Annotated in this window: 19 protein-coding genes; 1 reads left to right on the plus strand and 18 read right to left on the minus strand. The window is 38.8% G+C overall.

Annotated elements, in window-relative coordinates; all coding sequences use genetic code 11:
* Window positions 1-54: 54 nt before the first annotated feature.
* The 12 genes from FAY30_RS13755 to FAY30_RS13810 all read right to left on the minus strand — a co-directional run bounded on the left by FAY30_RS13755 (window position 55) and on the right by FAY30_RS13810 (window position 18,123).
* Window positions 55-1,431, minus strand: a complete 1,377-nt coding sequence (locus FAY30_RS13755; RefSeq protein WP_149870414.1) for an APC family permease — start codon at window positions 1,429-1,431, stop codon at window positions 55-57.
* Between the two features lie 110 nt (window positions 1,432-1,541).
* Window positions 1,542-3,266 (minus strand): hydantoinase B/oxoprolinase family protein, encoded by a 1,725-nt coding sequence (locus FAY30_RS13760; protein ID WP_149870415.1) that lies wholly within the window; start codon window positions 3,264-3,266, stop codon window positions 1,542-1,544.
* Window positions 3,263-5,338, minus strand: coding sequence for a hydantoinase/oxoprolinase family protein (locus FAY30_RS13765; protein ID WP_149870416.1), 2,076 nt, complete (start codon window positions 5,336-5,338; stop codon window positions 3,263-3,265). The genes FAY30_RS13760 and FAY30_RS13765 overlap by 4 nt, the downstream gene beginning before the upstream one ends.
* A 236-nt stretch (window positions 5,339-5,574) precedes the next feature.
* Window positions 5,575-7,284 (minus strand): sigma-54 interaction domain-containing protein, encoded by a 1,710-nt coding sequence (locus tag FAY30_RS13770; protein WP_149870417.1) that lies wholly within the window; start codon window positions 7,282-7,284, stop codon window positions 5,575-5,577.
* A 285-nt stretch (window positions 7,285-7,569) separates the two neighbouring features.
* A complete protein-coding gene (locus FAY30_RS13775; protein WP_149870418.1) occupies window positions 7,570-8,553 on the minus strand; it encodes an ABC transporter permease in 984 nt (327 codons plus the stop codon).
* Window positions 8,554-8,566: 13 nt separating this feature from the next.
* The gene (locus tag FAY30_RS13780; protein WP_149870419.1) at window positions 8,567-10,102 is read right to left on the minus strand and encodes a sugar ABC transporter ATP-binding protein; all 1,536 of its coding nucleotides are present in this window, start codon (window positions 10,100-10,102) and stop codon (window positions 8,567-8,569) included.
* Between the two features lie 14 nt (window positions 10,103-10,116).
* Entirely contained in the window at window positions 10,117-11,136 is a 1,020-nt protein-coding gene (locus FAY30_RS13785) for a sugar ABC transporter substrate-binding protein (RefSeq protein ID WP_190284646.1), read from the minus strand.
* A gap of 39 nt (window positions 11,137-11,175) precedes the next feature.
* Window positions 11,176-12,294: a class II histone deacetylase gene (locus tag FAY30_RS13790; protein ID WP_149870421.1), complete on the minus strand. Its 1,119-nt coding sequence runs from the start codon at window positions 12,292-12,294 to the stop codon at window positions 11,176-11,178.
* A gap of 89 nt (window positions 12,295-12,383) precedes the next feature.
* Complete coding sequence (locus FAY30_RS13795) at window positions 12,384-13,547, minus strand: saccharopine dehydrogenase family protein (protein ID WP_149870422.1); 1,164 nt, start codon at window positions 13,545-13,547, stop codon at window positions 12,384-12,386.
* Window positions 13,548-13,571: 24 nt separating this feature from the next.
* A complete protein-coding gene (locus tag FAY30_RS13800; protein WP_149872708.1) occupies window positions 13,572-15,026 on the minus strand; it encodes an aldehyde dehydrogenase family protein in 1,455 nt (484 codons plus the stop codon).
* A gap of 283 nt (window positions 15,027-15,309) precedes the next feature.
* Window positions 15,310-16,734 carry an aldehyde dehydrogenase family protein gene (locus FAY30_RS13805; protein ID WP_149870423.1) on the minus strand — a complete coding sequence of 475 codons (1,425 nt, stop codon included), beginning with the start codon at window positions 16,732-16,734 and terminating at the stop codon, window positions 15,310-15,312.
* 39 nt (window positions 16,735-16,773) lie between these two features.
* A complete protein-coding gene (locus tag FAY30_RS13810; RefSeq protein WP_149870424.1) occupies window positions 16,774-18,123 on the minus strand; it encodes an aminotransferase family protein in 1,350 nt (449 codons plus the stop codon).
* A 267-nt stretch (window positions 18,124-18,390) separates the two neighbouring features.
* Here FAY30_RS13810 and FAY30_RS13815 point away from each other — a divergent pair, with 267 nt between their 5' ends.
* Complete coding sequence (locus FAY30_RS13815; RefSeq protein WP_223821004.1) at window positions 18,391-19,779, plus strand: sigma-54 interaction domain-containing protein; 1,389 nt, start codon at window positions 18,391-18,393, stop codon at window positions 19,777-19,779.
* 73 nt (window positions 19,780-19,852) lie between these two features.
* Here FAY30_RS13815 and FAY30_RS13820 read toward each other — a convergent pair whose 3' ends face one another.
* The 6 genes from FAY30_RS13820 to speB all read right to left on the minus strand — a co-directional run bounded on the left by FAY30_RS13820 (window position 19,853) and on the right by speB (window position 26,776).
* Window positions 19,853-20,059: a hypothetical protein gene (locus FAY30_RS13820; RefSeq protein ID WP_149870426.1), complete on the minus strand. Its 207-nt coding sequence runs from the start codon at window positions 20,057-20,059 to the stop codon at window positions 19,853-19,855.
* A 141-nt stretch (window positions 20,060-20,200) separates the two neighbouring features.
* Window positions 20,201-21,928, minus strand: coding sequence for a glycine betaine ABC transporter substrate-binding protein (locus FAY30_RS13825; RefSeq protein WP_149870427.1), 1,728 nt, complete (start codon window positions 21,926-21,928; stop codon window positions 20,201-20,203).
* A 1-nt stretch (window position 21,929) separates the two neighbouring features.
* On the minus strand, window positions 21,930-23,135 hold the full coding sequence (locus FAY30_RS13830) for a quaternary amine ABC transporter ATP-binding protein (protein ID WP_149870428.1): 1,206 nt from the start codon (window positions 23,133-23,135) through the stop codon (window positions 21,930-21,932).
* Between the two features lie 252 nt (window positions 23,136-23,387).
* Window positions 23,388-24,164: an arylamine N-acetyltransferase family protein gene (locus tag FAY30_RS13835; RefSeq protein WP_149870429.1), complete on the minus strand. Its 777-nt coding sequence runs from the start codon at window positions 24,162-24,164 to the stop codon at window positions 23,388-23,390.
* A 140-nt stretch (window positions 24,165-24,304) separates the two neighbouring features.
* Entirely contained in the window at window positions 24,305-25,708 is a 1,404-nt protein-coding gene (locus FAY30_RS13840) for a sodium:solute symporter family transporter (protein ID WP_223820779.1), read from the minus strand.
* A gap of 72 nt (window positions 25,709-25,780) precedes the next feature.
* On the minus strand, window positions 25,781-26,776 hold the full coding sequence (gene speB, locus FAY30_RS13845; protein ID WP_149870430.1) for an agmatinase: 996 nt from the start codon (window positions 26,774-26,776) through the stop codon (window positions 25,781-25,783).
* Window positions 26,777-26,880 lie beyond the last annotated feature (104 nt).

The following is a 26,880-nucleotide window of genomic DNA, read 5'->3' on the forward strand; positions in this document are numbered from 1 at the left end:
GCTCAGACCCTCGGCGATTTAATGCTTTATTTCGCCAGGGGACTGAACCCAAAGTTAGACCAGTCTTTTTTTAAATTTCAAATAGATCATATACACAGCACCGAGAACAATCCAAATCCCACCAATCAGTTTGGCGAGTGGAGCTAAGCTAATCCATACGTAGCCAATAATTATCAATCCAACGATTGGAAATATAAGGTGATTTAGATAATCTGAACTCTTCTTTTTACGAATAAAATAGTTAATGACTGAAATATGAAGTAACATGAATCCCGTTAACGCTCCAAAATTTACGATTGAAGTCAAGTTGTCCATATGAGTTGAGAATAGCGTGGCAACAGCTAATGAAATAACAGCAACAATGATCGTACTTGTATATGGTGTCTGATATTTGGGATGGACTTTTGCTAAAAAAGCAGGTAATTTCTTATCCCTGGCCATACTGAACAAAAGTCGGGCAATTGCTGCTTGGAATATCATGGCATCAGCAACTCCAAAGGCAATTGCCACAGCAACTGCGGTAGTCCACTTTAACCAGGCACCACCAGCTATCGCGGCAATATCATAAAAAGCTGTATCGACATTAGTAAAGCCATTAAAATCTGGATAAATAAGTGAGGCAATCCATGTTTGAATGATGAATAAAGCCCCTACTGCAAGTAAAGAGAAAATGATTGCCTTCCCTATTGCTTTTCTTTCTCCTTTAGATTCCTCGGAAAGAGTGGAAACAGCATCAAATCCTAAAAAGCTTAGTACTGCAATTGAGACAGCGCCCATTACTAATCCGATACTAAAGTGGTCAGGATCATATAGTGGTTTCATTGAAAACTCGGCACCATTCACACCGTTCGCAATCGCGATAATTCCAAATATTACAAAAATAATCAACACAGCTAATGTTATAAATAAGATGATTTTAAGTGCAGTTGTTGTAATTTTTACACCAACTATATTCAAAACTGTATTGACCACTATAAAGAATACGATCCAAGCAACCATTGGAATTCCAGGAAGAACGCCGCTAAGTGCTGCAGCTGCAACCAAATATATTAATGTAGGCACAAAAATGTAATCAAGTAAAAATATCCAGCCGGCAAAAAATCCAACAACCTCGTTTATCCCCCGTTGTGCATAAGAATAAACAGATCCGGCAATCGGAAATGCCTCTGACATTCGAGCATAACTAAGGGCAGTGAAAATCATACCAACCATGCCGATTAAATACGCAAGTGCGACCATTCCACTAGAAGCTTGGGCTACATACCCATATATAGCGAATGGGGCGATCGGTACCATTAGACATAGACCGTAAATTAATAAGTCCCAAAATGTTAGCGAACGTTTTAGCTCCTGCTTATATCCAAATTCCTCTAATGCAGTATCTTCCTTGCCTGTAATCACTTCATTATCCGTCTTTACAGCACCTTCCATAGGTTCAATCCTCCTTATATCGTTTAGTGATAATAGGCCAAGAAATGGGTCAATATTTTTAAGATTTTCTGCTGTTGTTTAAAAATTTGGCTACGGGTAAACCAAAAATCTTATAAGATCCCTTTGTCAACCGCACCATATATTATTTCTGCTGCTTCCATACTTACCTTGCCTTCACGTATATCCTTTAAGATTAGATGGGAATCACGAGAAATTGGATCGCCGTATCCGCCGCCTCCAGATGTTTCGATAATGATCCGATCACCGGGAAGTGCCCGGAAATATCCCTTACTCATTTCGATCTCTTTTCCATCACTTCTAACATGTCTAATCCTCGCAGGGGTGCCTGTGCCTCCTCCCTCTAGACCCCATGGGGCAAAATGTGGATTGGATTGTTCCGTATAAACAAGACCTTGATGGGGCTGTTCAAGTATCTCGTACTCCCGTCTAATCCCAAGGCCCCCGCGCCATTTTCCGGGCCCTCCTGAATCAGGGATAAGTTCTGTTGATCGAACACGAACTTGATAGGACAGTTCACATACCTCCGCAGGCAAAATAGCAACGTTTCCACAGTGGGTATCAACTGCATCAATGCCATCCCCGTTCGCATGAGCGCCCATTCCTCCACCGAGATCATCTTGAATTACTCTTGGAGTCTTATTAACGGGATGCCAGCTGTCAATGGCTAAACTTGAGAAGCCAACAAATGTTCCAGCAGCTGTTCGTTCCGGATATAACTCAGAAAGCCCCCGTAAAATTGTATCAGCTATCCGCTGAACAGCAAGATGACGTAAACTTACCGCAGCTGGAAAATGAGGATTAACAATACTTCCTTCCGGAAGCACTACTTTTATCGGGCGGAAACACCCCTGATTTTGTGGTGTTGCAGGATCTACCACACATTTTATTGCATATAGAACTGCTGAAGCTGCTGCAGCTGGCGGAACATTCATACCTCCCGCCATTTGAGGACTTGTGCCAGTGAAGTCAACCTCAATTTCCTCGTTATTTTTAACAACTTTTACACGTATTTCTACTGGATCTCCCCCAACACCGTCATCATCGAGCCAGCCGCTGACAGTCGTTTCAGCATCTTTCATCCCAGCTAACTCTGTTCGCATCCGTAATTCCGAGTAATCCATAGACTTCTTCATTACTTCTTTTAAAATGATGACTCCATATCGCTTAGCCAGTTCCTGCAGACGCCCTTCACCAAAGCGGCAGGAAGCTATTTGAGCACGCAAGTCACCCATCGTTGCTTTTGGCTCCCGAACATTACCAGCAATGATTGTTGTAACTGCCTCATTAATTCCTTCCGCTGTTGCTAATCTTACAGGCGGAATGCGCAGTCCTTCCTCAAAAATCGATCGGTTGTCAAAGCCTTCTGTTCCCGGATTTTTACCTCCCATGTCTGCATGGTGGGCAATCGTACCACATATTCCGATTAGCTCGCCGTCGTAGAAAACCGGGGTAAACACATGAAGATCGGGTGTGTGCTGCCCGCCGCGGTATGGATCGTTTACTAAGAATGCATCACCTGGTTTAAATGAATTCAACGGAAAGTCATTGAACAGATCTCGCAGCGCAGTGCCCATTGAACCAAGATGAGCCGGAATATTCTCTGCTTGTGCAATTAGATTCCCTGTCGAATCAAAAATTCCACATGAATAGTCAATCATCTCACGAATGATCGGTGAATACGCACTTCTGCCAAGTACACCGCTCATTTCGTCTGCAGCAGTAAGCAAGCTGCTATAAACAACCTCTAATGTAATTGCATCAATTTCCAATTCTGGTAATGGCTTAATTATTGATGTCTGCATCTGTTTGCTCATTCGATCTCCTCCAATAACACAATTAGATTTCCTTGTTCATCGGATCTTACAAGTTGTTTTGGCTCAATAATTACAGTCGTATCCATTTGTACAATAATGGCTGGCCCTTCGATCTTCACACCCAAATTGAAATCTTCACGGCGATAAATTGGTGTATTCATCCATCCATAACCATTAAAGAATACAGATCTTTGGTTAATTGGTACAGCAGATTTTAAACGGTTTACCTCGTTTACTATCTGTTTGTCTATCCTTTCAATTTCCCCAATAGCCGATAATCGTAAATTAACAATTTCAACAGGTTCGTCTATTGCAGCATGGCCGTAAGTGCTCTTATGCATTTCGTGAAAACGATCGGTTGCATTTTTAAGCAGTGTTGCTGTCATATTTCCTTCAATTGGAATATTTAGATAATATTCCTGTCCTTTATAACGAAGGTCCAGCGACCGCATTAGACGTATTCTGTCAGATGGTACGCCTTCTTTATCAAGTCGGCTCACACCCCTGTTTTCAAGTCCGCTGAAACTGCCTTCTAGAACTACTAAATCAGCAGCCTCTATCGAAACGACTTCCGTATGGGTAAAATCATGGCGGATATCGCTCAGAAGCAGGCCTTGTGCACATAACACACCAGGCGATGCAGGAATAATCACATTTCTAATACCAAGTTCTCGAGCAAGTGCTGTTGCATGTAAAGGCCCTGCACCTCCATAAGCTAATAGTGCAAAGTCTCTTGGATCATAACCTCGTCGACTGGATACCACACGAAGGGCACCGGCCATATTAGCGTTGGCCACTTCTAAAATTCCGGAAGCCACTCGTTCCACTTCAAGATCTAACTCCTTAGCGAGCTTTTTTAATGCGTCATATGACCGTTCGGGATAAACCTCAAATTCACCGCCAAGATAATATTCCGGATCAAGACGGCCAAGGAAAAGATTCGCATCGGTCACTGTAGGATCTATACCTCCTAATCCATAACATGCTGGCCCAGGCACGGCACCTGCGCTCTTAGGGCCTACCTTTAGTGCTCCTCCTTGATCTTTCCAGCCAATACTGCCGCCGCCGGCTCCAATCGTATGTATGTCAACGGTTGGAACTTGTAAAGGATATGTGTTATTTACCGTGGTTCCCTGAACGACCTGGGGTTTACCGTCGATAATGATGCCAATATCTGAGCTTGTACCTCCCATATCAAAGGTTAGGACGTTTGGAACATTTGCCTTCCGGGCAATTTCTGCGGCTGCAACTGTTCCCCCAGCTGGTCCGCTAAGGATTAGGTTATGTGAAGACATCTCAGCTTCCTTTCCAGAGACAATTCCACCATTTGACTGCATAATATTTAATTTATTCCCTATTCCTTTTGCGTCCAATTCTTGCCGCAGATGGCGTATATAACGGCGTACAACAGGAGCCAATGCACCATTAATCACAGTTGTGGATGTGCGGGGATACTCACGAAACTCAGGACTGACCTCTGAAGAAATACATACATAAAGATCAGGTGCTAGTTCCGCTGCCGCCTCTCGAATGGCTGTTTCATGTTCTGAATTTGCGTATGAGAATAGAAAAGAGACCGCCAGACTTTCAATTCCGTTTGAGAGCATTTCCTTTATTACTTCATCTGCTTCATCTTTATTAATCTCTTCAACTACTCTTCCATATGGATCAACACGCTCTGTTACCTCCATCCGGAGATTACGAGGGACGATCGGAGCAGATTTTCGCTGCTGAAGCTGATATAACTCAGGGCGCATCTGTGTGCCAATCTCTAATAAATCGCGAAAACCTTTTGTAGTAATGAGCCCTACCTTTGCCCACTGCTCTTGCAGCATTGCATTTGTAGCAACTGTTGTCCCGTGTGCCAGGAACTTAACATTTTGTATTGGTATTCCTGCTATTTTACAAAGACGCTCAAGCCCGTTCAAAATAGCTTCTGCAGGATTTGACGGGGTAGAAGGGACCTTAATATTGATTAGTGGAGATTCATCTTTCCATAAAACGCAGTCCGTAAAAGTTCCGCCCGTGTCAATTCCTACGCGTACATTTTCTAGTAGCTTAATTGAGCTCATACCTTAACACCTCTTCATGCAATAATTTTTTTGATTGCGCTTACAAGTATTCCTTTAATTAAAAAGTAAGCAAGTTTCGTGCCAAATTATAACTCTGCTTAATAGATTAATTGTACTGAATATTCCTACTTTAGCGTCCGTTACGATGGCATCTTGCATCACCTAAAATGCATTTATGCATCAATTCATGGTATTTGAAGTATTTTTATATGTAAGTTTTTAAAGCCCTTAGCAGACTATCTCACTAACCCATGCTTCTGCAATTTTCTTACGATAGTAGATTGGTTTACACCAAGACTATTGGCCATTTCCCTTGTTGTGTTATATCGGCTCATTGCCTTTAATAAAAGTTCCTTTTCAACTGTCTCTATGAATTCTAGTAAATTTGGCAACTGTTTTCCCCCTGTTTCTAGAGGAATTAGTTGAGAAGAACTATTTTCCTTTTCATCAAAAATAATCGCCTTTTCCACTACAACGAATCTTTCTATCGTATTTTCTAACTCCCTAACATTCCCTGGCCATGAATACTCTAATAATTGTTTTAACTGTAAAGGATTAAGAGCAATATGTTTTCGATATTTTTGATTAAATACATGAAGGAAATGAAATGCCAGTTTCTCTATGTCTTCCTTTCTATCTCTAAGACTGGGAATTTGGATAGGTACTACATTAATACGATAATATAGATCCTCACGAAACGTACCATCTTTGATCATTTGACTTAAATCTTTATTTGTAGCAGTAATAATTCTTACATCAATTTTCTTTTCCTTTGTTCCGCCAACTTTCATAATTACTCTTTCCTGTAAGGCTCGTAAAAGTTTCACTTGAAGCGCAAGTGACAGTTCGCCAATTTCATCCAAAAAAAGAGTCCCTTTATCTGCAAGCTCAAATATCCCCAATTTCCCACCTTTTCTGGTACCAGAAAAAGCTCCTTCTTCATAACCAAATAATTCCGATTCCAATAAATTTTCTGGTATAGCTCCGCAATTGACGGTAATAAACGGCTTATCTCTTCTGCTACTTAATAAATGGATTTGGTTTGCGACGATTTGTTTCCCTACTCCTGTTTCACCTAATATTAAAACTGAAGCATCTACGGACGCTACCGAACTGATCAGCTCATACAGTTCCTCCATCTTCTTGCTCTTATAAATAAATGGTTTCTCTTCATATTTTTCTTGACGAAAGCGTGCAACCTCCCTTTGGTAATTTTCTATCAAACTCCTTGATTCTTCCAATCTCTTTTTAAGTGCATTAACCTCCGTTGAATCCTTTGTGATAGAAACAACCCGGACAACATCTCCCTTGTCATTTTTAATAGGGATAGATTCTATATCAAAAATTTCACCTGTATTTGTATACTGCAAGCCACTTTCCCGCTTGCCTGACCTTAAAACCTTCGCAGTGATAGAGGGATAGAATACTTTCCTCTTCTCCAAGTCAAACACATTTTTCCCCAGATGCTGCTGGTCATCGTTAGAGGTTACCCGAATTACTTTTCCTGTTTCATCTGCTACAAATACACTTTGATAATACTGTTCAAAAACGGTTTGCAATTCTTCCATAAACCACTCATCATTGGACGCAATATTTCGAATACTTTTATCGGACTCCCAGTCAATTACCCCTTCAATCTCTTTATTTTTATCCATAATAACAATGATTTTATTTTCTTCATAAATCGGTTGATTTGAAACGTCATTATATAATACTGAGACCTCTGTTGTTATACTTTCAATTGATAAAGTATTCATATTAGCCAAATCAACTTCTGTTAATTTTTCATATAGCGCTTCACGTCTAATACATCCTAAAACCTGCTGACCCGAACAAAGAATAAACCAATTATAATTAGATTTCACTGCCTCGGTTATGATTTGCTGAAAGGTAACAGGCAATTGTACACACATCGCATCTTTTATGAAATATTCCTTTATATTCATTTTATTACTCCCCCTTTTAAGAAAACCATTGACAATTTCCCTAACAATTGAGATAAAAGTTTGTTGAGTAAATATTTAAACTACCTTATTACATTATTATTCTACAACTTACTCCAATCCTCCTGTATGAGCCATCCTAAACTAGCTAGAACCAATTCAAAATCGCTCGTCAACTTTACTGCCCATAGAATTAGTAAGCTAGAGGAAAACAGAAAAATCCCAGATGAAATATTTTCATCCGGGTGTGTGAGTCAATGATTCATGTATGTTCTTTATTACTTTCGTTTATTTATTAAGCTTAGATCTTGTGTAAAAATCAAACATTACTGCCCCTATAATTATTATTCCTTTAAACGTGGATTGCCAGTAAGGACTCATTGCCATACTATCAAATACATTTGACAAAATAATTAAAGTTGAACCACCAATGAATGTTCGCCATATTGCACCTTGCCCTCCATATAACGATGTTCCACCAATAACTACTGCTGCAATTACATCAAGGACAATTGTCTCTCCAATATTGGCCTGCCCTTGACCTAATCTAGAAGCAATAATAATCCCACTTAAAGCTGCGCACATACCGCTTATCCCATAAACAGATGTTGTTATTCCATTAACCCGTAGACCAGATAATCTACTAGCTTCCTTATTCCCCCCGATTGAAAATAATGATTTTCCAAAGGTAGTGAAAGTTAGGATGATACCAGCTATAAAATAGGCTAGAAACAAGAAAATTACTGAAGCTGGTATCACACCAACAAACCCAGATCCCAGCCATTGAAATGAGGTCTTTTCTACATAAAAAGGTTGAGAATCTGAATATAAAAGTGCCATCCCAGTAAAAATTGAACCTGAACCTAGTGTTGCAATAAATGCCGGCACATTAAATTTGGTTACGATTACACCATTTAATAAGCCTAAAATGAAACCGAAAAGTATTGTAATTACTATTACTACTGCCAAAGGTAAATGATCTGCAAGGCTGGCCACAAGAACAGCACTCGCGGCATAAATCCCGCCTACAGACATATCTAGTCCACCAGTAATTAATACAAATGTCATTCCTATACTCATTACACCGATGATTGATAATTGGCTATATATATTTAATAGGTTTTCTGGTAAAAGAAATCTAGGATAGAGGATTGTTGCAACGGCTATTATTATAATAAACGCAACTACTGTACCATACTCCAAAAATAAATAGTTTATATTTTTGGACTTAAAGTATTTTTTATGTTCTAAATTAATTTTAGATTCTAACACTATTTTGTCCTCCCTAGAAAGTAGAGTTCAGTATATTACTTACGCTTATTTCTTCTTTATCTTTCAATTCCTTAACCATTCTTCCCTTTGAGAAAACAATTACTCTATCACTTACAGTAACCACTTCTTCCAGTTCAGATGAAATGACGATTATACCCATTCCTTTGTCAGCTAGATCTTTTAATATTTTCATGACGTCTTTTTTTACTCCAATGTCAATGCCACGAGTGGGCTCGTCAACTATTAAAATTTTGGGTTTAATATTACAAACCTTTGATAAAAGAACCTTTTGTTGGTTTCCACCTGAAAGGTTTTTACACTCTAAATTTACAGATCTGGTTAAACCAAATTGTTCAGAAAAATCTTGAGCAATACTATTTGCCGATTTTTTTAAATAGAAACCCCATTTACTAACTTGTTTAAAATTAACCATATTGATGTTATCTTGTGCAGATAACCCTAAGACAAGCCCTTGGCTCTTTCTATCTTCCGGAGCCAACGCAATACCATACTTCATTGCAACTCTTGGCGATGTTGGCCATTTTTCCTTTTTTCCTTCAATTACTAACTGACCCGATGAGGTTGGTTCTAATCCCGACAACGCTCTTACGAAGGTGCTTCTTCCTGAACCGACAAGTCCTCCAATACCAACAATTTCACCCGAAAAAACAGTAAGATTAATTGATTCTATAATTCCTGGTACAGTAACATTTTTACAACTTATAATTTCTTTTCTATCCTTCCGTCTAACCACTTTCTCATCTATATCGAATTTCAAATATTCTTTAACGTTTTCATGCCCCAGCATACTTGCAACTAACTTTTCTTTTGTCCATAAATCTTTTTGCATTGTACATACCTTTTCTCCATCCCTAAATACTGTTATATTGTCACTAATTTCAAGTATTTCTTCTAAATTATGACTTACATAAATGATTGTTATACCCTTACTTCGAAGGGATTTAATTGTCTTTAAAAGAGATTTTCTTTCCGGGGGAGCAAGGGATGCTGTTGGTTCATCAAGTAATATTATTTTTGCATTTGATTGAATCCCTCTCATAATCTCTAAAATTTGTTGATCTGCAATAGAAAGTCTATTAGCTAAAAGAGATGGGGGTATATCTACCCCCATAATTTGAGAAAGTTCATTAAATCTTATCTTCATCTTTTCCTTCGATATAAAACCCAGACGACTTATCGTTTGCCCTAAAAATACATTTTCCAGGGCGGTTAAATTAGGAATAACAGTAAGCTCCTGATAAATAGTAGCAATTCCTTGGTTCCTAGACGACCTTGGATCACCGTAGTGTAACTCATCGCTAAAGATGTGAACGCTTCCACTACTTGGGGCAATACGCCCAGATAAGATCCCTAATAAAGTAGATTTACCAGCCCCATTTTGACCCACTATTGAATGAATTTCACCAATTTTAATATCTAAATTAATATTATTATTAGCATTAAAGTTTCCATATTTCTTAGTCAGGTTTGATATTTTTATAGAATGTGTACTTACATTTTTCTCAGATTCAATTATGGTGTTGGCCATATTACCCCCTCCTTTTAATATTGAGGAAAGCCTTTTGACTCAAACTCTTCAATATTACTTCGTTCAACATAAGGCGTCCCTGGTAAAATGTCCTCTTTTGTTAAATTAATAAACTTAGGGACATCTTTTCCATTAAAATAATCGTGTAAGGCAATAATTCCAAGTTCGATTTCTCTTCTTGGTAACATAATTGCTGTTTGTTCGATATCACCATTTTTGACCGCTTCGAATGCCCACTTGTCGCCTCCAAAATCATATAACTTAACATCATCTCGTTTCATACTTTTTTTAGCAGAAACTACTCCAACGGACATTCCTGAATAATTTGAAAATATAACATCTAAGTCTTTATTCGCTTGTAATACGTTTTGTGCCACCTTATTAGCATTATTGGCTGTATAGTCAGTAGAATGGATCCCTACTAACTCCCAATTTGGGTAATTCTTCAATTCAAGTTCAAATGCCGCCTTCATATTTAAATAGTTGGCACCTGTAGGAGGTCCGCCGATAGCCGCAATTTTCCCACCTTCAGGGTTATCGCTAAAAATCTTTTTAAGTATACCTTGGTAGACACCTATCCCTTGGCCACCTATGAATGTAATGGTATTTTTAGCTGCATTATCATGTTCGCCGCAAAGTTCAATATTGATCGCAGAGATGGCAATTCCTTTTTCTGCTGCATCCTGAGTAACAATTTTGCACAATTGGTTTCCATCATTAGCCTGGACTACAAAACCATCATATTTTCCAGAAGTAATCGCGTTTTGAATCTGGCCTAATTGTTTAAGGGCATCATAACTAGCATCAAAAACATCTAAATCCATTCCTAATTTCTCTGCTGTTTCTTTTGCCTGTTTGAAGGCTACTTGTTCATAAGTTGTATTTGATCCGGATGAAAAAAAGGCAATCCTTTTTCTTTCATTTTCTGAAGTATTACTTTTTTCTTTGCCTCCGCTATTTGTTACTTGATTTGAAGAACTACAAGCGCTCAATACTAGTATTAAAGAAAATAGGATAATTAATTTTTTTACCATAAACAATTCCCCTTTCATGTAATGTTTCACCATTAAATCCTAAAACCCCCAATATGGTTTAAGATTCTCAATTACATCATGAACAACAGACTTTTGATGTTCCATTAATCGTTTAATGGGAACCATATCTGTAAAAAATACATTAAAGGGATCTTCAACCCCTGAGTCTAATTCACTCATAGCTTCCAGTATTACTAGAGTACAGAATGGAACATATGCAGTACTATAGCCTCCTTCATGAAGTGCAACCATTTTTCCATTACAATGTTTTTCTGCAATTTCTTTTGTCATTTCTGCCATTTTTCTAAAACCTTCAGAAGTTACCATCATACTGGACAAGGGGTCATAAATGTTTGGATCCTGACCTGCAGAAACTATAATTAATTCCGGTTTGAATTGATCTGCAACAGGGAGAATAACTTTTTCAAACGCATATAAATAACCTTCATTTGATGTCCCAGTTGGAAGAGGTATATTGATATTGAACCCTTTACCTTCGCCCTCTCCAATATGATTCACAAATCCCCGATCAGTTGGAAAATTATATTCTTGATGAATTGATATAAATAAAACACTTGGGTCGTTGTAAAATGCGGTTTCAGTACCATTCCCATGATGGACGTCCCAATCAAGAATCAAAATTCTTTCTAAACCATATTTTCTTTTTGCATATTCAGCTGTAATTACGGCATTATTGAATATACAAAATCCCCTTCCACAATCTGCTTCGGCATGGTGCCCCGCTGGTCTATTCATTACATAAGCGTTCCTCACCTTTTCCTCCATAACAGCATCAACTGCAGCAATTCCGCCGCCTGCAGATAACATTGCTATTTCGTAAGAACCTCTACCAAAAGGTGTTGCTGAATCCCCTGCATCACCGCCGCCGGAATCACTTAACTTTTTTATTTTGTCTACATACTCGGAAGTATGATAATATTCAATTTCCTCTCTAGTTGCGGATCTAGGTGTGATTACCTCAAGTTTATTTGTAATTCCACATCGATCCATAAGGTTTTTAACACGTCTCTTGGATTCTGGGCTTTCAACGTATCTATCTGGTTCTACAAATCCTCCCGATGGAACAAATAATGCTCCAGAACCAGTGTCATGCCAAAAATAACTTTCATCATAGATATAAGCAGTATTTTTCTTCAACTGTATTTCCTCCTTAGTTTTACAAAAATCTAGTAAGTAATTTTACTCAAAACTCGATAATTAGTTCAAAATCCATTTTTATAAATTTGTTACGCAAAAACAATACTATTCTTTTTCGTTTCACTATACGTAATGTACAACTCAACATTTTTCTGTTTTAGATAGGATAAAAATTTCTCAGGGTCAATACACTGCTCTGGTGGTTTAACGCCTTTTTCTGTCACTTCACCTTTGAGCAGCATTTGCGCAACAATTGAAGCGGGAATGGCTGTTGCATATTGAGTAGCGCTAACGCCCCAATCTTCTTGGTAATCTGTAACCAGCTCTAATTTTACAGATGCCCTATTACCATCCTTCATTCCTTTTACTTCCACCAATAAAGCATCTTTCCCCCACTGTGGCTCTTCCTTTGCAGATAAGACTGTTTGAAGCAATGAAACGGTTTGGCGTCTAGGCACCACGCTATTTCCGGCAATTTCTACAGGCTTTGTTTCTAGCAGACCTAATGAATCTAGTATTTTTAATTTTTCAATGGTAGCAGGATCCCAAGTATCTTTATACGTAATTTGTTGAACACTCGGAAAGCTAACAGGTAATGTTGCTAATTCTGAATGGATGATCGAGTATGTTTTTTGAACGCCAATTTCTTCATGAAAACCAGTATATTCTTCATCAGCCAGCGGAGGAATTTCCAGGAGTCTTCCATCTCTTACAACTAATGCATTTTTCGCGGCTTCATCGATAATCGTATCAATGGCAAATGCGAATGTAGCACCTGATGTTGTCGATCCATAACGAATGTGAATTTCTTCTGCAGCATCTAACTTCTCTACACCGTAACGGCTAAAAACATTGGAAGTTCCAGGGTCAGAACCCATTCCAACGATAGATAAAATATCAGCCGCTTTCATTTCGTTATCAAGTTTTAATTGTTCATTTGTCCGTTTAAAAAGTCCACCTAAATCGAGGATATTCACTCCTACAGCTGCAGCCGCTTTCATTACATCAATGTTAAAAACATAATTTGTAGCATTCACGCACACATTTCCCTGCCGAAGGACGTCCTTTGTTTTTTCTTCATCTTTAATATTCAAGGGGATAATGGAAATTCTATGATTTGTCCATTTCTTTAACTCTTCTAATTTATTTAGCTCTAAATCTGCTGCAATTACCTCTACATTACTTTCCACTAAATCCTTTACTATTACTTTCCCAATCGTTCCTGTAGCACCTAAAACAACTACTTTATTCATTCATTTGTCCTCCCTTTTTAAAAACTATTTATTTTCTGCTTTTAACCAGCCAATCGGTTTAATATCTAAATTGATATTGACCTGTTTCATTTCCAAATATTCTTGGAAACCGTAAGTTCCTAGATCTCGTCCTATACCGCTTTGTTTATAGCCTCCCCACGGTGCTTCATTAAAAGTATTATGATAGGTGTTAATCCATGTGATTCCGGCTCTTAATTTACGAATCACTCTCATTGCCCGAGCAGAATCCGTAGTAAAAACTCCTCCCGCCAGACCATAATTTGTACCATTTGCCAAGCGGATCGCTTCCTCTTCTGTTTTAAACTTTTGGATGACGAGGACTGGACCAAAAATTTCCTCTTGAACAATTCGCATTTCAGGAGTGGTATCAGTAAAAATAGTAGGTTCGATAAAATACCCTTGTCGATTCAATTTGTTTCCGCCGCATAAAACACGTGCACCTTCTTTAATCCCTATATCAATGTATCCTAAAACTCGATTTAGCTGCACTTCGGATATAAGTGGCCCCATATCAGTACTCTCATCAATTCCTGGACCAATTTTAATCGCTTTGGCTTTCTTTACTAATTCAGTGACAAACTTCTCGTAAATACTTTGCTGTAACAGAAGACGGGAACCAGCCGAGCACACTTGTCCTTGGTTAGCAAAAATCGCAAATGAGGCATAATCAACAGCAGTTTCAAAATCTGCATCTTCAAACACAATTAAAGGGGATTTTCCACCTAATTCTAAACTTACCTTTTTAATTGTATCAGCAGCCGTTTTCATAATAATTTTCCCTGTGGCAGTTCCACCTGTGAAGGAAATTTTATCCACCAATGGGTTACTGCTCAATTCTGCACCAACAACAGAACCAGCTCCCAGAACTAAATTAATTACCCCATTTGGAAATCCTATTTCATCAATTAGTTCAAATAGACGAATCAGAGTAAGTGGTGTCTGTTCAGCTGGCTTAATGACCACTGTGCATCCTGCAGCAAGGGCTGGTGCAATTTTTTGTGTTGCCATTAGCAATGGATAATTCCAAGGAACAATCTGTCCGACAACTCCTATCGGTTCGGCAATGACCATAGCCTGGATCTCATCTGGAACGTCGTAAACTTGACCATGGGGTTTTGTAGCTAATCCAGCATAAAAGCGGAACTGGTTAACGGCATCATTTATATCATAGATTGAATCATGGATAGATTTACCATTATTTAAGGTTTCTAATAAGGCAAATTCCTCAATTTTCTCCTCTAATCGGTCAGCAAGCTGATACAGAATTGCGGCCCTGTCCCTTGCTTTACTCGCCATCCAGCCCCTTTCATAAAATGCTCTATGAGCTGCTTCAACAGCCCTGCATACATCTTCAGCAGCACCCTCTGTAACAGTAGCAATAACTTCCTCAGTGGCGGGATTTTTAATTACTCTCGTTTTACCACTACTACCAAATTGCCATTCACCATCAATATACATTTTTTGAATTTGATTTTCTTTGGGTAATACATCCCTCAAATCATATCCCCCCTCTTATATCATCAAATTTTCCCAGCGTTATTGCATTCCCTGTTAATATATGCAAGAATGGTGCCAACAAAAAAGGACAAAGGTATCAAGATTACCAAGAAAATACCAGAATGACAATGCCATCACGCATCAAAATTGATGTTGTTTTGCATCATCATTTTCAATCCAGTTTATTAGAGACAAAAAAAGAATCCCTCAAATTGAGGAATTCTGACTGTCCGATCCACTTCAATTAGTTCCGATTAAATACAACAAGCTTTTGCTCAGTCATTTCTTCAATGGCATACTTCACGCCTTCCCTGCCAATCCCACTTTCTTTTACGCCACCGTATGGCATATGATCCACGCGGTAAGTAGGAATATCATTAATCATCACTCCACCTACATGAAGCTTTTCTGCAGCATCAAGTGCCGTAAAGATATTATCTGTATAAACGCCTGCTTGGAGGCCATATTTGGAATCATTTACACGATCAATTCCTTCACCGACTGATTTAATTTTATTAATTAACACAATTGGGGCAAACACTTCCTGGCAAGAAACTTTTAGACAAGAATCTGCCTCTAATAGAATGGTAGGCAATAAAATATTCCCTTCTGACGTCCCTCCTAATGCCACTTTCGCTCCGCTATGTTCCGCATCTCGAATCCATTGGAGCGTCCGCTCAACATCCTTTGAACTAATTAAGGCTGAAACATCTGTTGTTGGATCAAGTGGATCGCCAATTTTTAATGTCTTCGTCTCAGCAATGAACTTTTCTACAAAATTTTCATACATTTCTTCATGGACATAAATTCTTTGCAGGGAGATACAAACCTGACCTTGGAAAGCAAATGCTCCAGACACACACCGTGATATTAATTTATCAAGATTTACTCCATTATCTATGATCACCGCGGCATTTGAACCGAGTTCAAGCGTAACCCGCTTTAATCCTGCTTTATTGCGGATGCCAATTCCAACTGCAGGACTTCCAGTAAAAGAAATTTTTTGAATTCGATCATCTGTAACAATTTTTTCACCTATTAACGCCCCACTTCCCGTGATTACATTGAATGCACCTGCTGGCAGCCCGGCTTCTTCAATTAGTTCAGCAAGGAAATAAGCGGATAGCGGTGTTTGTGTTGCAGGTTTCAATACAACCGAATTGCCTGATGCAATCGCTGGGCCCACCTTATGGGCCACAAGATTCATTGGAAAGTTAAATGGAGTGATCGCCCCGATAACACCCAGTGGTTCACGCACTGTGTACGCGATCCTTCCCTCTCCGCCTTGCGCAGCATCCATTGGTATGGTTTCCCCTTTAATACGCTTTGCCTCTTCCGCAGCAAATTTATACGTTTGTATCGTACGTGCCACCTCTCCCTGGGCTGTCGAGATCGGTTTAGCCGCTTCGGCAGCAATGATTTCTGCTGCTTCAGATGCTCTTTTTTCCAGCAAGTTTGCGATATTTTCCAAAATCTTGGCGCGTTGATGACTTGGCATTGCAGCCATAACTTTTCTAGCTTCATAAGCCGCAGCCAATGCCATGTCAACTTCTTCAATCGTCGCTGACGGGATCTCTGCAATTACTTCCCCACTATAGGGAGAACGTAAAGGCGCGTAGTTTTTTGCCTCTAACCATTTTCCATTAATAAATAACTTCTTCTTCATCATTCATTCACTCCTATGTCCAATATCATTTCTAGTATTCTATCACTCTTTTGTCGCGAGACTTTCAAAAACATTTTTTTCGATAGCCTTGATAGAATCGTTCAAAATCTCGATGACTTTTCCAATCTCTTCTTTGTTTATCGTTAATGGTGGTGCAAATACTAGAATATCTTGACCATCTAAAACGACTGCCCGACAAATAAGTCCCCGCTTTGCTGCCTCGTTCACGACAGCAGGGGAAACTGGTGTTGAAAAATTTTCATTCTTATTTTGATCTTTTACAAACTCAATACCAGCCATTAGACCAAGTCCCTTTACTTTGCCTATGATATATCTTTCTCCGTGAAGCCATTGAAATCCTTTAAGTAATTCCTGTCCTATAAATTGTGCGTTTTCAATTAAATGTTCCTGTTCTAAAATTTCTAGGTTTTTCAATGCCACTGCACATGCCGTTGGGTGCCCGCTATACGTGTATCCATGTAAAAGAGTACCATTGGATAGTTCGGTAAATTCTTTATACAGCCGACTTGAAATCATTACCCCCCCTAGTTGAGCATAGCCGCTTGATACTCCTTTAGCAAAGCACATCATGTCAGGCACGACTCCGTAATGCTCGATTCCAAAGTATTTTCCTGTACGGCCAAATCCAGTAATGACCTCATCGGTAATAAATAAAATTCCATACTCATCACAAATTTGACGTACTTCTTGAAAATAATGGTCGGGTGCTACGTGAACGCCTCCTGCCCCCTGTACTGGTTCCGCAATAAAAGCCGCAATCGTATCTGCACCTTCTGCTTCAATCGTCTCAAGTAATGATTTTGAAGAAAAATGGTCTACATATAGAAAATCAGGAGCTAATGAATTCGTAAAATCTCTAAAAGCTTTCAAACCAGTAGCGCTAGTGGATCCCATTGCAACTCCATGGTAGGATTTCGTTCTAGAAATGATCTTTTTTCGATTTGGCTTTCCCTTTAATATCCAGTAATGACGAGCTAATTTATAGGCAGTATCGTTTGCCTCGGATCCGCCGGAAGTAAAAAAAGTTACACTTAAATCCCCCGGAGCAACCTGAGCGAGTTTCGCCGCTAAGCGAATTGCCGGCTCATTACTAAAGGTCGCAAAGCATGAGCTATAAGCAAGTTTTGTCATTTGCTCCATCGCAGCTTTTGCTAACTCTTCCCTCCCATGCCCTACATTCACATTCCAAAGTGAAGACATTCCATCTATCACTTTATTCCCTGCAACATCAAAAAGATGAATTCCTTTCCCTTCTGTAAAAATAAAGGCTGGTCCTTGTTCTTGTTGCTGTTTAATTGGTGATGTGGGATGAAAAAAATGCTTTTTATCTAAATCGATTAATTCTTGAACTAATTCATTGCTTCTTGTCATAATCAACATCCTTCCCTTTAATAAAATATTTCGATTGCTTATCTATAATAATGCAATTTCCGTGCCAACATTTCTTTTGAAAAATGATCATAAAGTATAAACCAATCAACTCTATTGATTTAATTTTTAATTAAATATATAGATATTTGATTTAATTATTGATTATTCTGTTATTTTTGATTAATATTTTAATTAACTTTCAGACCATTCAAAAATAAGGTGATGATATTAAAAGGAGGAGTACCTTTGGAACATTCAATATTTGAAATGGAGTTAAATAAAATTATTGAAACGTCGAACAACAATATAACCATTACTGATGAAAATGGAATTATTCAACGCTCCCACCCCGGTCATTGGTCGATTTATGGGATGGAGCCTGGTTCGTATATAGGCAAATCTGTATACGAACTAGAAAAAGAAGGTCTTCTCTCCCCTTCCATTAATGCCATTGTTTTAAAAGAAAAAAAGCCAGTTCGTATTATGCAGCATACGAAAACAGGTCACGTTGTGATGTCTACGGGATACCCTATATTTGATAAAGAGGGCCGCCTTGTTAGAGTAGTAAGTTATAGTCAAGACCAGACGGAAATATGGAAACTAAAGGAGGAGTATGAGCAATTACAACGAAAATTAAAGGGATATCAAACAGAGGTGGAGGACCTAAGGGAAAAAGAATTTGGTTTTCAATCCATTCTAGCTAGAAGTAATACCATGCAGCAAATAATAAAAACAATTAATAATGTTGCAAAAACGGATGCTACGATTCTGTTTTTAGGTCCATCAGGAGTTGGAAAAAGCACACTTGCTCGTGCCATCCATAATCAGAGCAACCGAAGTAAAGAACCCTTTATCGAAGTCAATTGCAGCACAATCCCTGAAAGCTTATTTGAATCAGAAATGTTTGGCTATGAAACCGGTGCGTTTACGGGAGCAAATAAAAAAGGAAAGCAAGGATTAATTGAACAAGCGGATAGTGGAACATTATTCTTGGATGAGATTGGAGAACTCTCACTTGCTCTCCAAGCTAAATTACTAAAGGTTCTGCAAGAAAAAAAGATGGTAAGAATTGGCGGGAATAAAGAGCTTCTCCTTGATTTTCGGTTAATTACTGCCACAAATCAAGATTTAGAAGATATGGTGAAAAAGGGTAAATTTAGGTTGGATTTATTCTATCGTTTGAATGTCGTGCCTATACAAATCCCATCATTATCAGATCGAAACGATGATATCCCTATTCTCATTCAACATTATGTTGAAAAGATAAATGAGAAATATCAAACGCTAAAAAAGTTTCACCCGTCTACCTATGAATTATTAATGCATTATGAATGGCCAGGAAATATTCGAGAACTTGAAAATTTAATCGAGCGATTAATCCTGACAACGGAAGCACCGATGATATATCCTTCACATCTCCCTCCTGCCATACGGGGAAATTTCGAGCAGACAGAAGATCATCATGACCTTATTAGTAAGGAGGAAGTAGAAGGAAAACTAAATTTAAAAAACACCTTAGAAGAAGTCGAAAAGCAATTAATTGAAAAAGCATACAAACGCTGCCAAACGACATATCAAATGGCCGAATATCTAGGAATCAGTCAACCCTCTGTCATTTACAAATTAAAGAAATATAAGGATCAGTTTGATCATTAAAATACGAAAAGCGAAATCAATTATGATTTCGCTTTAAAATTTCCACTTAAAAACCTTGAAAGGATGTGCAGCTTTACTTTTCAATCACTTCTACTGATGATATACGAGTTGGATTGATCACAATTTTTTCATCTTGATCTAAATATACGAGAGTATTCTGCAGGGTTCTTTCTCCATTTGGCAATTCATTAAAAAATGGATTTGTGAAGTCATTTAAGGAATAATTTTTTTCACATATAACGTATTCTTTCCCAGAGTCCATTACCACTTTAATTTTCACTTTTCCCCCACCCCTATCTAATAGTATTACTATATGAGTAATTCTATAACAGCAGGTGAAAAACCTCTTGGATTTTAACCAAAAATCTTAAATTTTTTGTGACACATGTGCTTATTCAAGTTTGGTGGCTGGCCATGTAATCTACTTCAAATCTTCTATTGAATCAATGTCCATATACTTTGGCACAACCAATCCATTCCTGGTTCCATGGAGGTTGGTTCCTAAATCAACAAAATCGTTTTTATACTGCTTATAAAATTCTTTATGGGTACTAGGCAGCCAGGCGGCCACCATAGCGTCTGCGCTTCCGTTGGCCACACCGGCAAACATAGGACCAACCTCCACTTGGCTTAATTTCACTTCATAGCCATGCTGCTCTAGAACCTTCGCGATGACATTTGTACTTGCGATTTCTGTATCCCAAGCAACATAGACAAGATTGATTTTTTCTCCATTACCTGGATTGGCACCATTTGTCCATTGCGCCACTTTGTTTCCGTTAGCTTTAATCCATTTATCCGCTGCTTCAACTGGGTCCATCCCGCCTTTTATATCCACCATCACTTTTTCCATATCAGCTGGTTCCCAGTTAAATTGGTCGAGGATTGTGTAGGCACCTGTCGCATCCTGTTCCAGTCCTATTCTTACAATGGTATGAATATCTTCAACTTCCCCAAAGGATTTATTTGGGTCTTTCAAAAATTTAAGATCGTAAGTTGAGAACATCCAATGAGGTGCCCATCCGGTGACAATAATAGGTTTCTTATGATCATAAGCTTTCTTTAATTCAGCTGCCATGGCGGCAGATGAACCTTCTGCCAGCTCCCAATTATCCAGCTTATACTCCTTGATAGCGTTATTCGCTTGTGTCATTATTCCCGCACCGGGTTCAATCCCGATAATGTGAAAATCCGTTTGGGCACCAATGCTGTTGCCGTCTTTATTTTTTGCCGTATCTTTTGTAACTCCTGTTACAATCGCTGTCACGATAATCAGAACAGCTAAAATCGAAAAGGCGAATTTTTTCTTGAACATATTCTCATAAGCTGGATTCCGTAAGTTTTGCGAAATCCGGTCGAGAATAACGGCGATAAACACAATGGATAATCCCGCTTCGAAACCTTTTCCGACGTCAATTTGACTGACAGCCCGGTAAACATCTGCCCCCAGCCCCGGGGCACCGACTAATGATGCCGTCACCACCATTGAAAGGGCCAGCATAATGCTTTGGTTGACCCCGGCCATAATCGTTGGTGTGGCAATTGGTAATTGAACCTTAAATAATTTTTGACTGTTGCTGGAACCAAATGCATCTGCTGCTTCAATTAAATCATTCGGGACTTCCTTAATGCCCAGATTGGTCATTCGGATCGTTGGTGCAATCGCAAAAATAAACGAGGCAATAATTCCCGGTACCACCCCGATTCCAAAAAATAATATAGAAGGAATTAAATAGACAAATGCCGGCATGGTCTGCATAAAGTCCAAAATCGGCGTTACGATTCGATGTACCGTTTTTCGTTGCGCACACCAGATTCCAACAGGGATCCCGATGATAATGGTAAGTAATCCTGATAATAATACAATCGCAATGGTTTGAATACTGGAATCCCAATAACCGAGATTATCAATCAAGAGCAAGCTAATGAGCGCAAAAATTCCTACTGGCCATCTGCTGGTATAGATGACTAACAGAGTTAAGATGATGATTAAGATGATAGGTGGACCCGCACTTAAAACACTTACTATGATATCTAATAAGGATTCGATGGCGGTGGTTATCACGGAAAAAAATCCTGAGAGGGCAACGGTGACCCACCTGACCAGAGCGTCTACCCAATCTCCTAAAGGGATTTTCGGTATATTCATCTCATTCACTCTCCAAATCGTTCAAGGAATCTTTATTTCCTGCCAAAGCCCCGATGACGGCGCCGCGAATGACAATTCCTTGTAATCTGTTTTCTTCATCGATAACGGAGATCGGCAGTAGCGATGTGGCCATAACATCCATTAGATCAGTCAGTAATGTTTCACCAGAGACAGTTGGAATATTGGTTGTCATGACATCCCTAATGGTTTGATCCTGTTCAATGGCCTGCCGTGCCTGCTCAGCAGTAATGGCGCCCAGAAGTTTCCGATGGCGGTCAACGACAAAAATGCTGGAGTATCCCTGCTTCCGCATAATTTCCAACGCTACCCGCGGCCCTCGATCGAAAGCGATTTTTTCAGCCCGTTTCATCACATGAGAGGCGGTTAATATTTTGGATAAATCAACGTCTTCTACAAACTTCTCGACAAATTCATTGGCGGGACTCATCAAAATTTGTTCAGGTGTTCCCAGCTGAATGATACTGCCATCCTTCATCAAGGCAATCCGGTCGCCGATGCGCAGGGCTTCATCTAAATCATGGGTGATAAAGATAATCGTTTTCTTGTATTTCTCTTGGATTTCCAGCAATTCATCCTGCATATCTTTCCGGATTAGTGGATCCAGTGCACTGAAGGCCTCGTCCATCAAAATTACTGCCGTGTTACTTGCAAGAGCCCTGGCCAGTCCAACCCGTTGCTGCATGCCGCCGCTCAATTGTTTAGGCAGCTGGTTTTCGTAACCTTTCAAACCAACAATTTCGAGCGCACTAAGCGCTGTTTTCCGGCGCTGTTCAGCCGGAACTTTCTGTATTTCCAGCCCATATTCTGTATTTTCCACAATCGTTTTATGAGGAAACAGCGCAAAGTTTTGAAACACCATGCTAATCTTTTTCTGTCTGACTTCCCTCAGTCTTACCTCACTCATCTTCACGATATCTTCATTCTCGATCCGTATTTCTCCGATTGTCGGTTCAATCAGCCTGTTAAACATTCGTATTAATGTGGATTTCCCACTTCCAGACAAACCCATGATGACAAAAATTTCACCGGGATAAATTTCAAAGGAAACATTTTTCACCCCAACTGTCTGACCTGTTGCTTTCAAAATTTCCTTTTTGGTCTTACCCTGTTTCAATAGTTCAATCGCAGGTTTCGAATTATTACCAAAAATCTTAGAGACACTTCTGACCTCAATGTAAGGATTCATGCTGTCACCTCATTCTATTAATGACCGTATCAAATACATTTTTTCCAGATGTTGTTGTTTTATGTTACTTTTGGTGATTAAGTTATGTACCCTGCTACTATAGTAATGGAAGCACTGTAAACGTCCTCATCTCTCTCCCTAAAAAAAAACGAACATGGGACATGTTCGTTTAGGAAGGGAAGAGTTCGGGACAAATATTATTCAATTAAAAAATTTATTTGCTTTTTATATTGGCATTTAAAATCTTATGTTTCACAGCCCAAAATGTTGCTTTGCCAATCCTTTGTATTTCTCGGTATTAATGGCCTCTTTAGAAATAATTCCATCAGCCCATTTAGTAAATGTGGTATCTGTTAAGGTGATATTTCCGTTTTTGGTAAGTCGGGTCAATAGTGGATGTTTGTTAAATGAAGATTTCGGGTGTTCGGAAATAATTGTTTGGATCTCATTCAATTTTGCTGCATCTTCAATAGATTTCCTGGAATCAAAAGCATATCCAATTTTCCAATCTCTATCTTTATGCTTTAATTTCATTTCTAAACAATAATTACCATATTGATGGTTTACTTTTTTAATTCTAAACTCCCCATTATAAGATGATATGATTTCACCGGACAAAGGAACTGGTTTTAACGGTAAATTCCCGCCAAATCCCGTGTCAATTAAATACGTTTGTTCCTCGTGACTAATAAGAATTGTTACATGCGTCCTTCCAAGTTGATGATATTCCTCTGCAGCATGGTTATAAACAACACCGTCTGTTAAGACTGCGTTAAATCCATTTTCTAATAGGTAAAAATAGAAAAATGGATTTAATTCGTAACAAAGACCGCCTTCATTTCTTTCCACGATCTTCTTCATTAAGTTTTCCTTGGTAATTGTTTGTATTTTTCCTTCAAAAATATTTAAATTTTCGAACGGGATGCTTTGTGCTGTTTTTTCTAGAACCTCAGCTAATTTTTCGAAGGTAATTGTTTCATTATTCGGCATGCCTATTCTTTTATGAAATAATGACACTAGGTTTTTCATTTCTACCCCTCCAAGACCTTTTAAAGCTTAATTTTCTGATTTCCTCTCAGTTTATTATATTAGATCTATCAACAACTAAAAACAATAATAAGCGCCAGGCACCTTCCTATTTTTGGACGGTGTCTGGCGCTTTTTAAGTGCTACATATTCTTATTAACCTCTTCAACAACTGGAGTATTTTTATTTTGAAATAAAGTCCCTATTCCCATTACTAATGCGCAGGCAACAATGCCCCAAATAATGGCGTTTAGTGAAGAAACTCCTTCAATTATTAAATCACCAATGACGACGATTGCACTAATGACCATTGATGAAAGGGCCACTTTTGCTGACACTCTTTTCCAAAACAACGCAGCAATTACCGGGATAAATATACTGCCAGAAAGGATGGCATAGGCAACATCCAGCGCAACAATAATGTCTTGAAGAACAAGGGATATTAATATAGCAATACAACCTACAATCAATGTAACAATTCGAGTTAACTTTATTTTCTCTTTTTCAGTCCGATTTTTTTTACTTTTAAATAGGATAAAATCATTTACGATGATAGTTGAAGAAGCCATGATGGTCCCGGATGCTGTGGACATAACAGCTGAAGATACAGCTGCAACTAAAATTCCAATCAAACCTGTTGGAAGGATTTTTATGACCAGTTGTGGAAGTGCTTGTTGAGGATCGGCAAGGCCAGGTACGACTACACTTGCTACCATTCCAATTACTGCACCCGCAATACCGTAAATGATACAAAGTACACCTGCATAGATGGTTCCTCTCCTCAGAATCTTTTCATCTTTGGCAGTAAACGCACGCTGCCATATATCCTGACCTATCATCATACCAAAGAAAAATAAGAGGAAATAAGCAAAAATAGCTTTACCACCGATATTCGTCAGATTTAGAAATTCCGGACTAACTTGATTCACTAGTCCCGATGCCCCACCAGCATGATAGATTCCAATAGGAATTAAAATGCCTATCAAACCGATAAACATAATCCAGAACTGAATCACGTCAGTTAACGTTACAGCCCACATTCCCCCTAACATGGTGTAAAAGACGACAATAAGTCCACCCACTAGGATGGCTGTTGTACTGCTCCAGCCAAATAATGCAGAAAACATAACACCAATCGCAACAACAGCGGTTACAGCTACCATGATGTCATAAACAGCCATGACCAATCCGCTAATATAGCGGCTGCTATTTCCAAATCTATTTCCTAGCAGTTCACTTACACTGAAGATTGAAAGTTTACTAAGTTTTTTAGTAAAAAAGATGCCCATACCTAAAATACCCAGACCTATCATCCCGACCAACCATAGCCCGGAAATACCATATTGATATCCTAATTTCGTACTTCCAAATGTCGATGCTCCACCTAATACAACTGCAGTCATAGCAGGGACATACAATCCATATCCGAGCCTTCTCCCTGCCACCAAAAAATCGCTTTCATTTCCAATCTTTTTGGAACTATAAATCCCGACTCCTATGAGCATGGCAAAATAGAAAAGGACAATCATTAAATCGAGAGATGTCAACTTACATACCCCTTCCTTTTATAAAAAATCCCCATTTACTTTTAAAAAAAGACTCTGTAAGTGTTTCCAATGTTAAGTTTGATCCCCATTTTTGGCAGGCTCCGAGTAACCTGATTTTACATCCACCCTCCTATTCCAAGCTATCAGTGAAATAAATTCAAAACAAATATTTGCTGCAGCTAGACTGGTGACTCTTGCAGGATCACGATCCGGAAGAACTTCTACGACATCAAATCCTTTGATATTTACTCCTTTTAACTGTCTAACAAATTGTTGAGCTTCAAAGGTACTAAAACCGCCAACCTCGGGTGTGCCTGTTCCTGGAGCAAATACAGGATCGAGAAAATCTACATCAAATGAGACAAAAGTAGGATTATTCCCAACCCGATTCCTAATGATTTCTCCTAATTCACTAGCTGTCATCGTTTTCAATGTTTGAGTGGTTATCACCTGATATCCAAGGTTTTCCGCATCTTTAATATCATCTGGTGCGTATAAGCTCCCTCGCATTCCAATTTGAATTGATTTAAATGGGTCCACGATATTCTCTTCAACTGCCCGGCGGAACATGGTTCCATGAGAATATTTTTTTCCGAAATAAGAATCCCACGTATCCCCATGGGAATCAAAATGAACAAGGCTCACCTTACCATAGCGATTCGCCATGGCACGTAAATGAGGGAGAGATACAGAATGATCCCCACCAATTAAGATTGGTACCACATCTTTGTTCAGCAAAGATTCCAATTGGGACTCAATCATTTGGTAAGACTCTTCAATATAACCGGGATTCACTGCAAGATCACCATAATCTACCCCTGAACAATATTTGAATATATCAATCTCTAAACCGGGATTATAAGGTCTAAGAAGCGAGGACATGGAGCGAACTGATTCAGGACCAAATCTGGTACCGACTGCAAAAGTGCCACCAGTATCAAAAGGTACACCAACGACGGCAAAATCAATATCGTCTTCTGTTTTCACATACGGCAATCTCATAAATGTTTTCACACCACAAAATCGAGGGGATTCTTGAGAATTGATCGGTTCATATTTCAAAGCCATAAATACCTCCTTTAATATGTGTATCTTCTTAATGTTAATGCAAGTACTATGCCAAACTGAAAAAACGCTTAAAACAATCTTTCTATAGAAAATGTTAGTCAATA

This window comes from Bacillus sp. S3 (genome assembly GCF_005154805.1).
Lineage (GTDB): Bacteria > Bacillota > Bacilli > Bacillales > Cytobacillaceae > Neobacillus.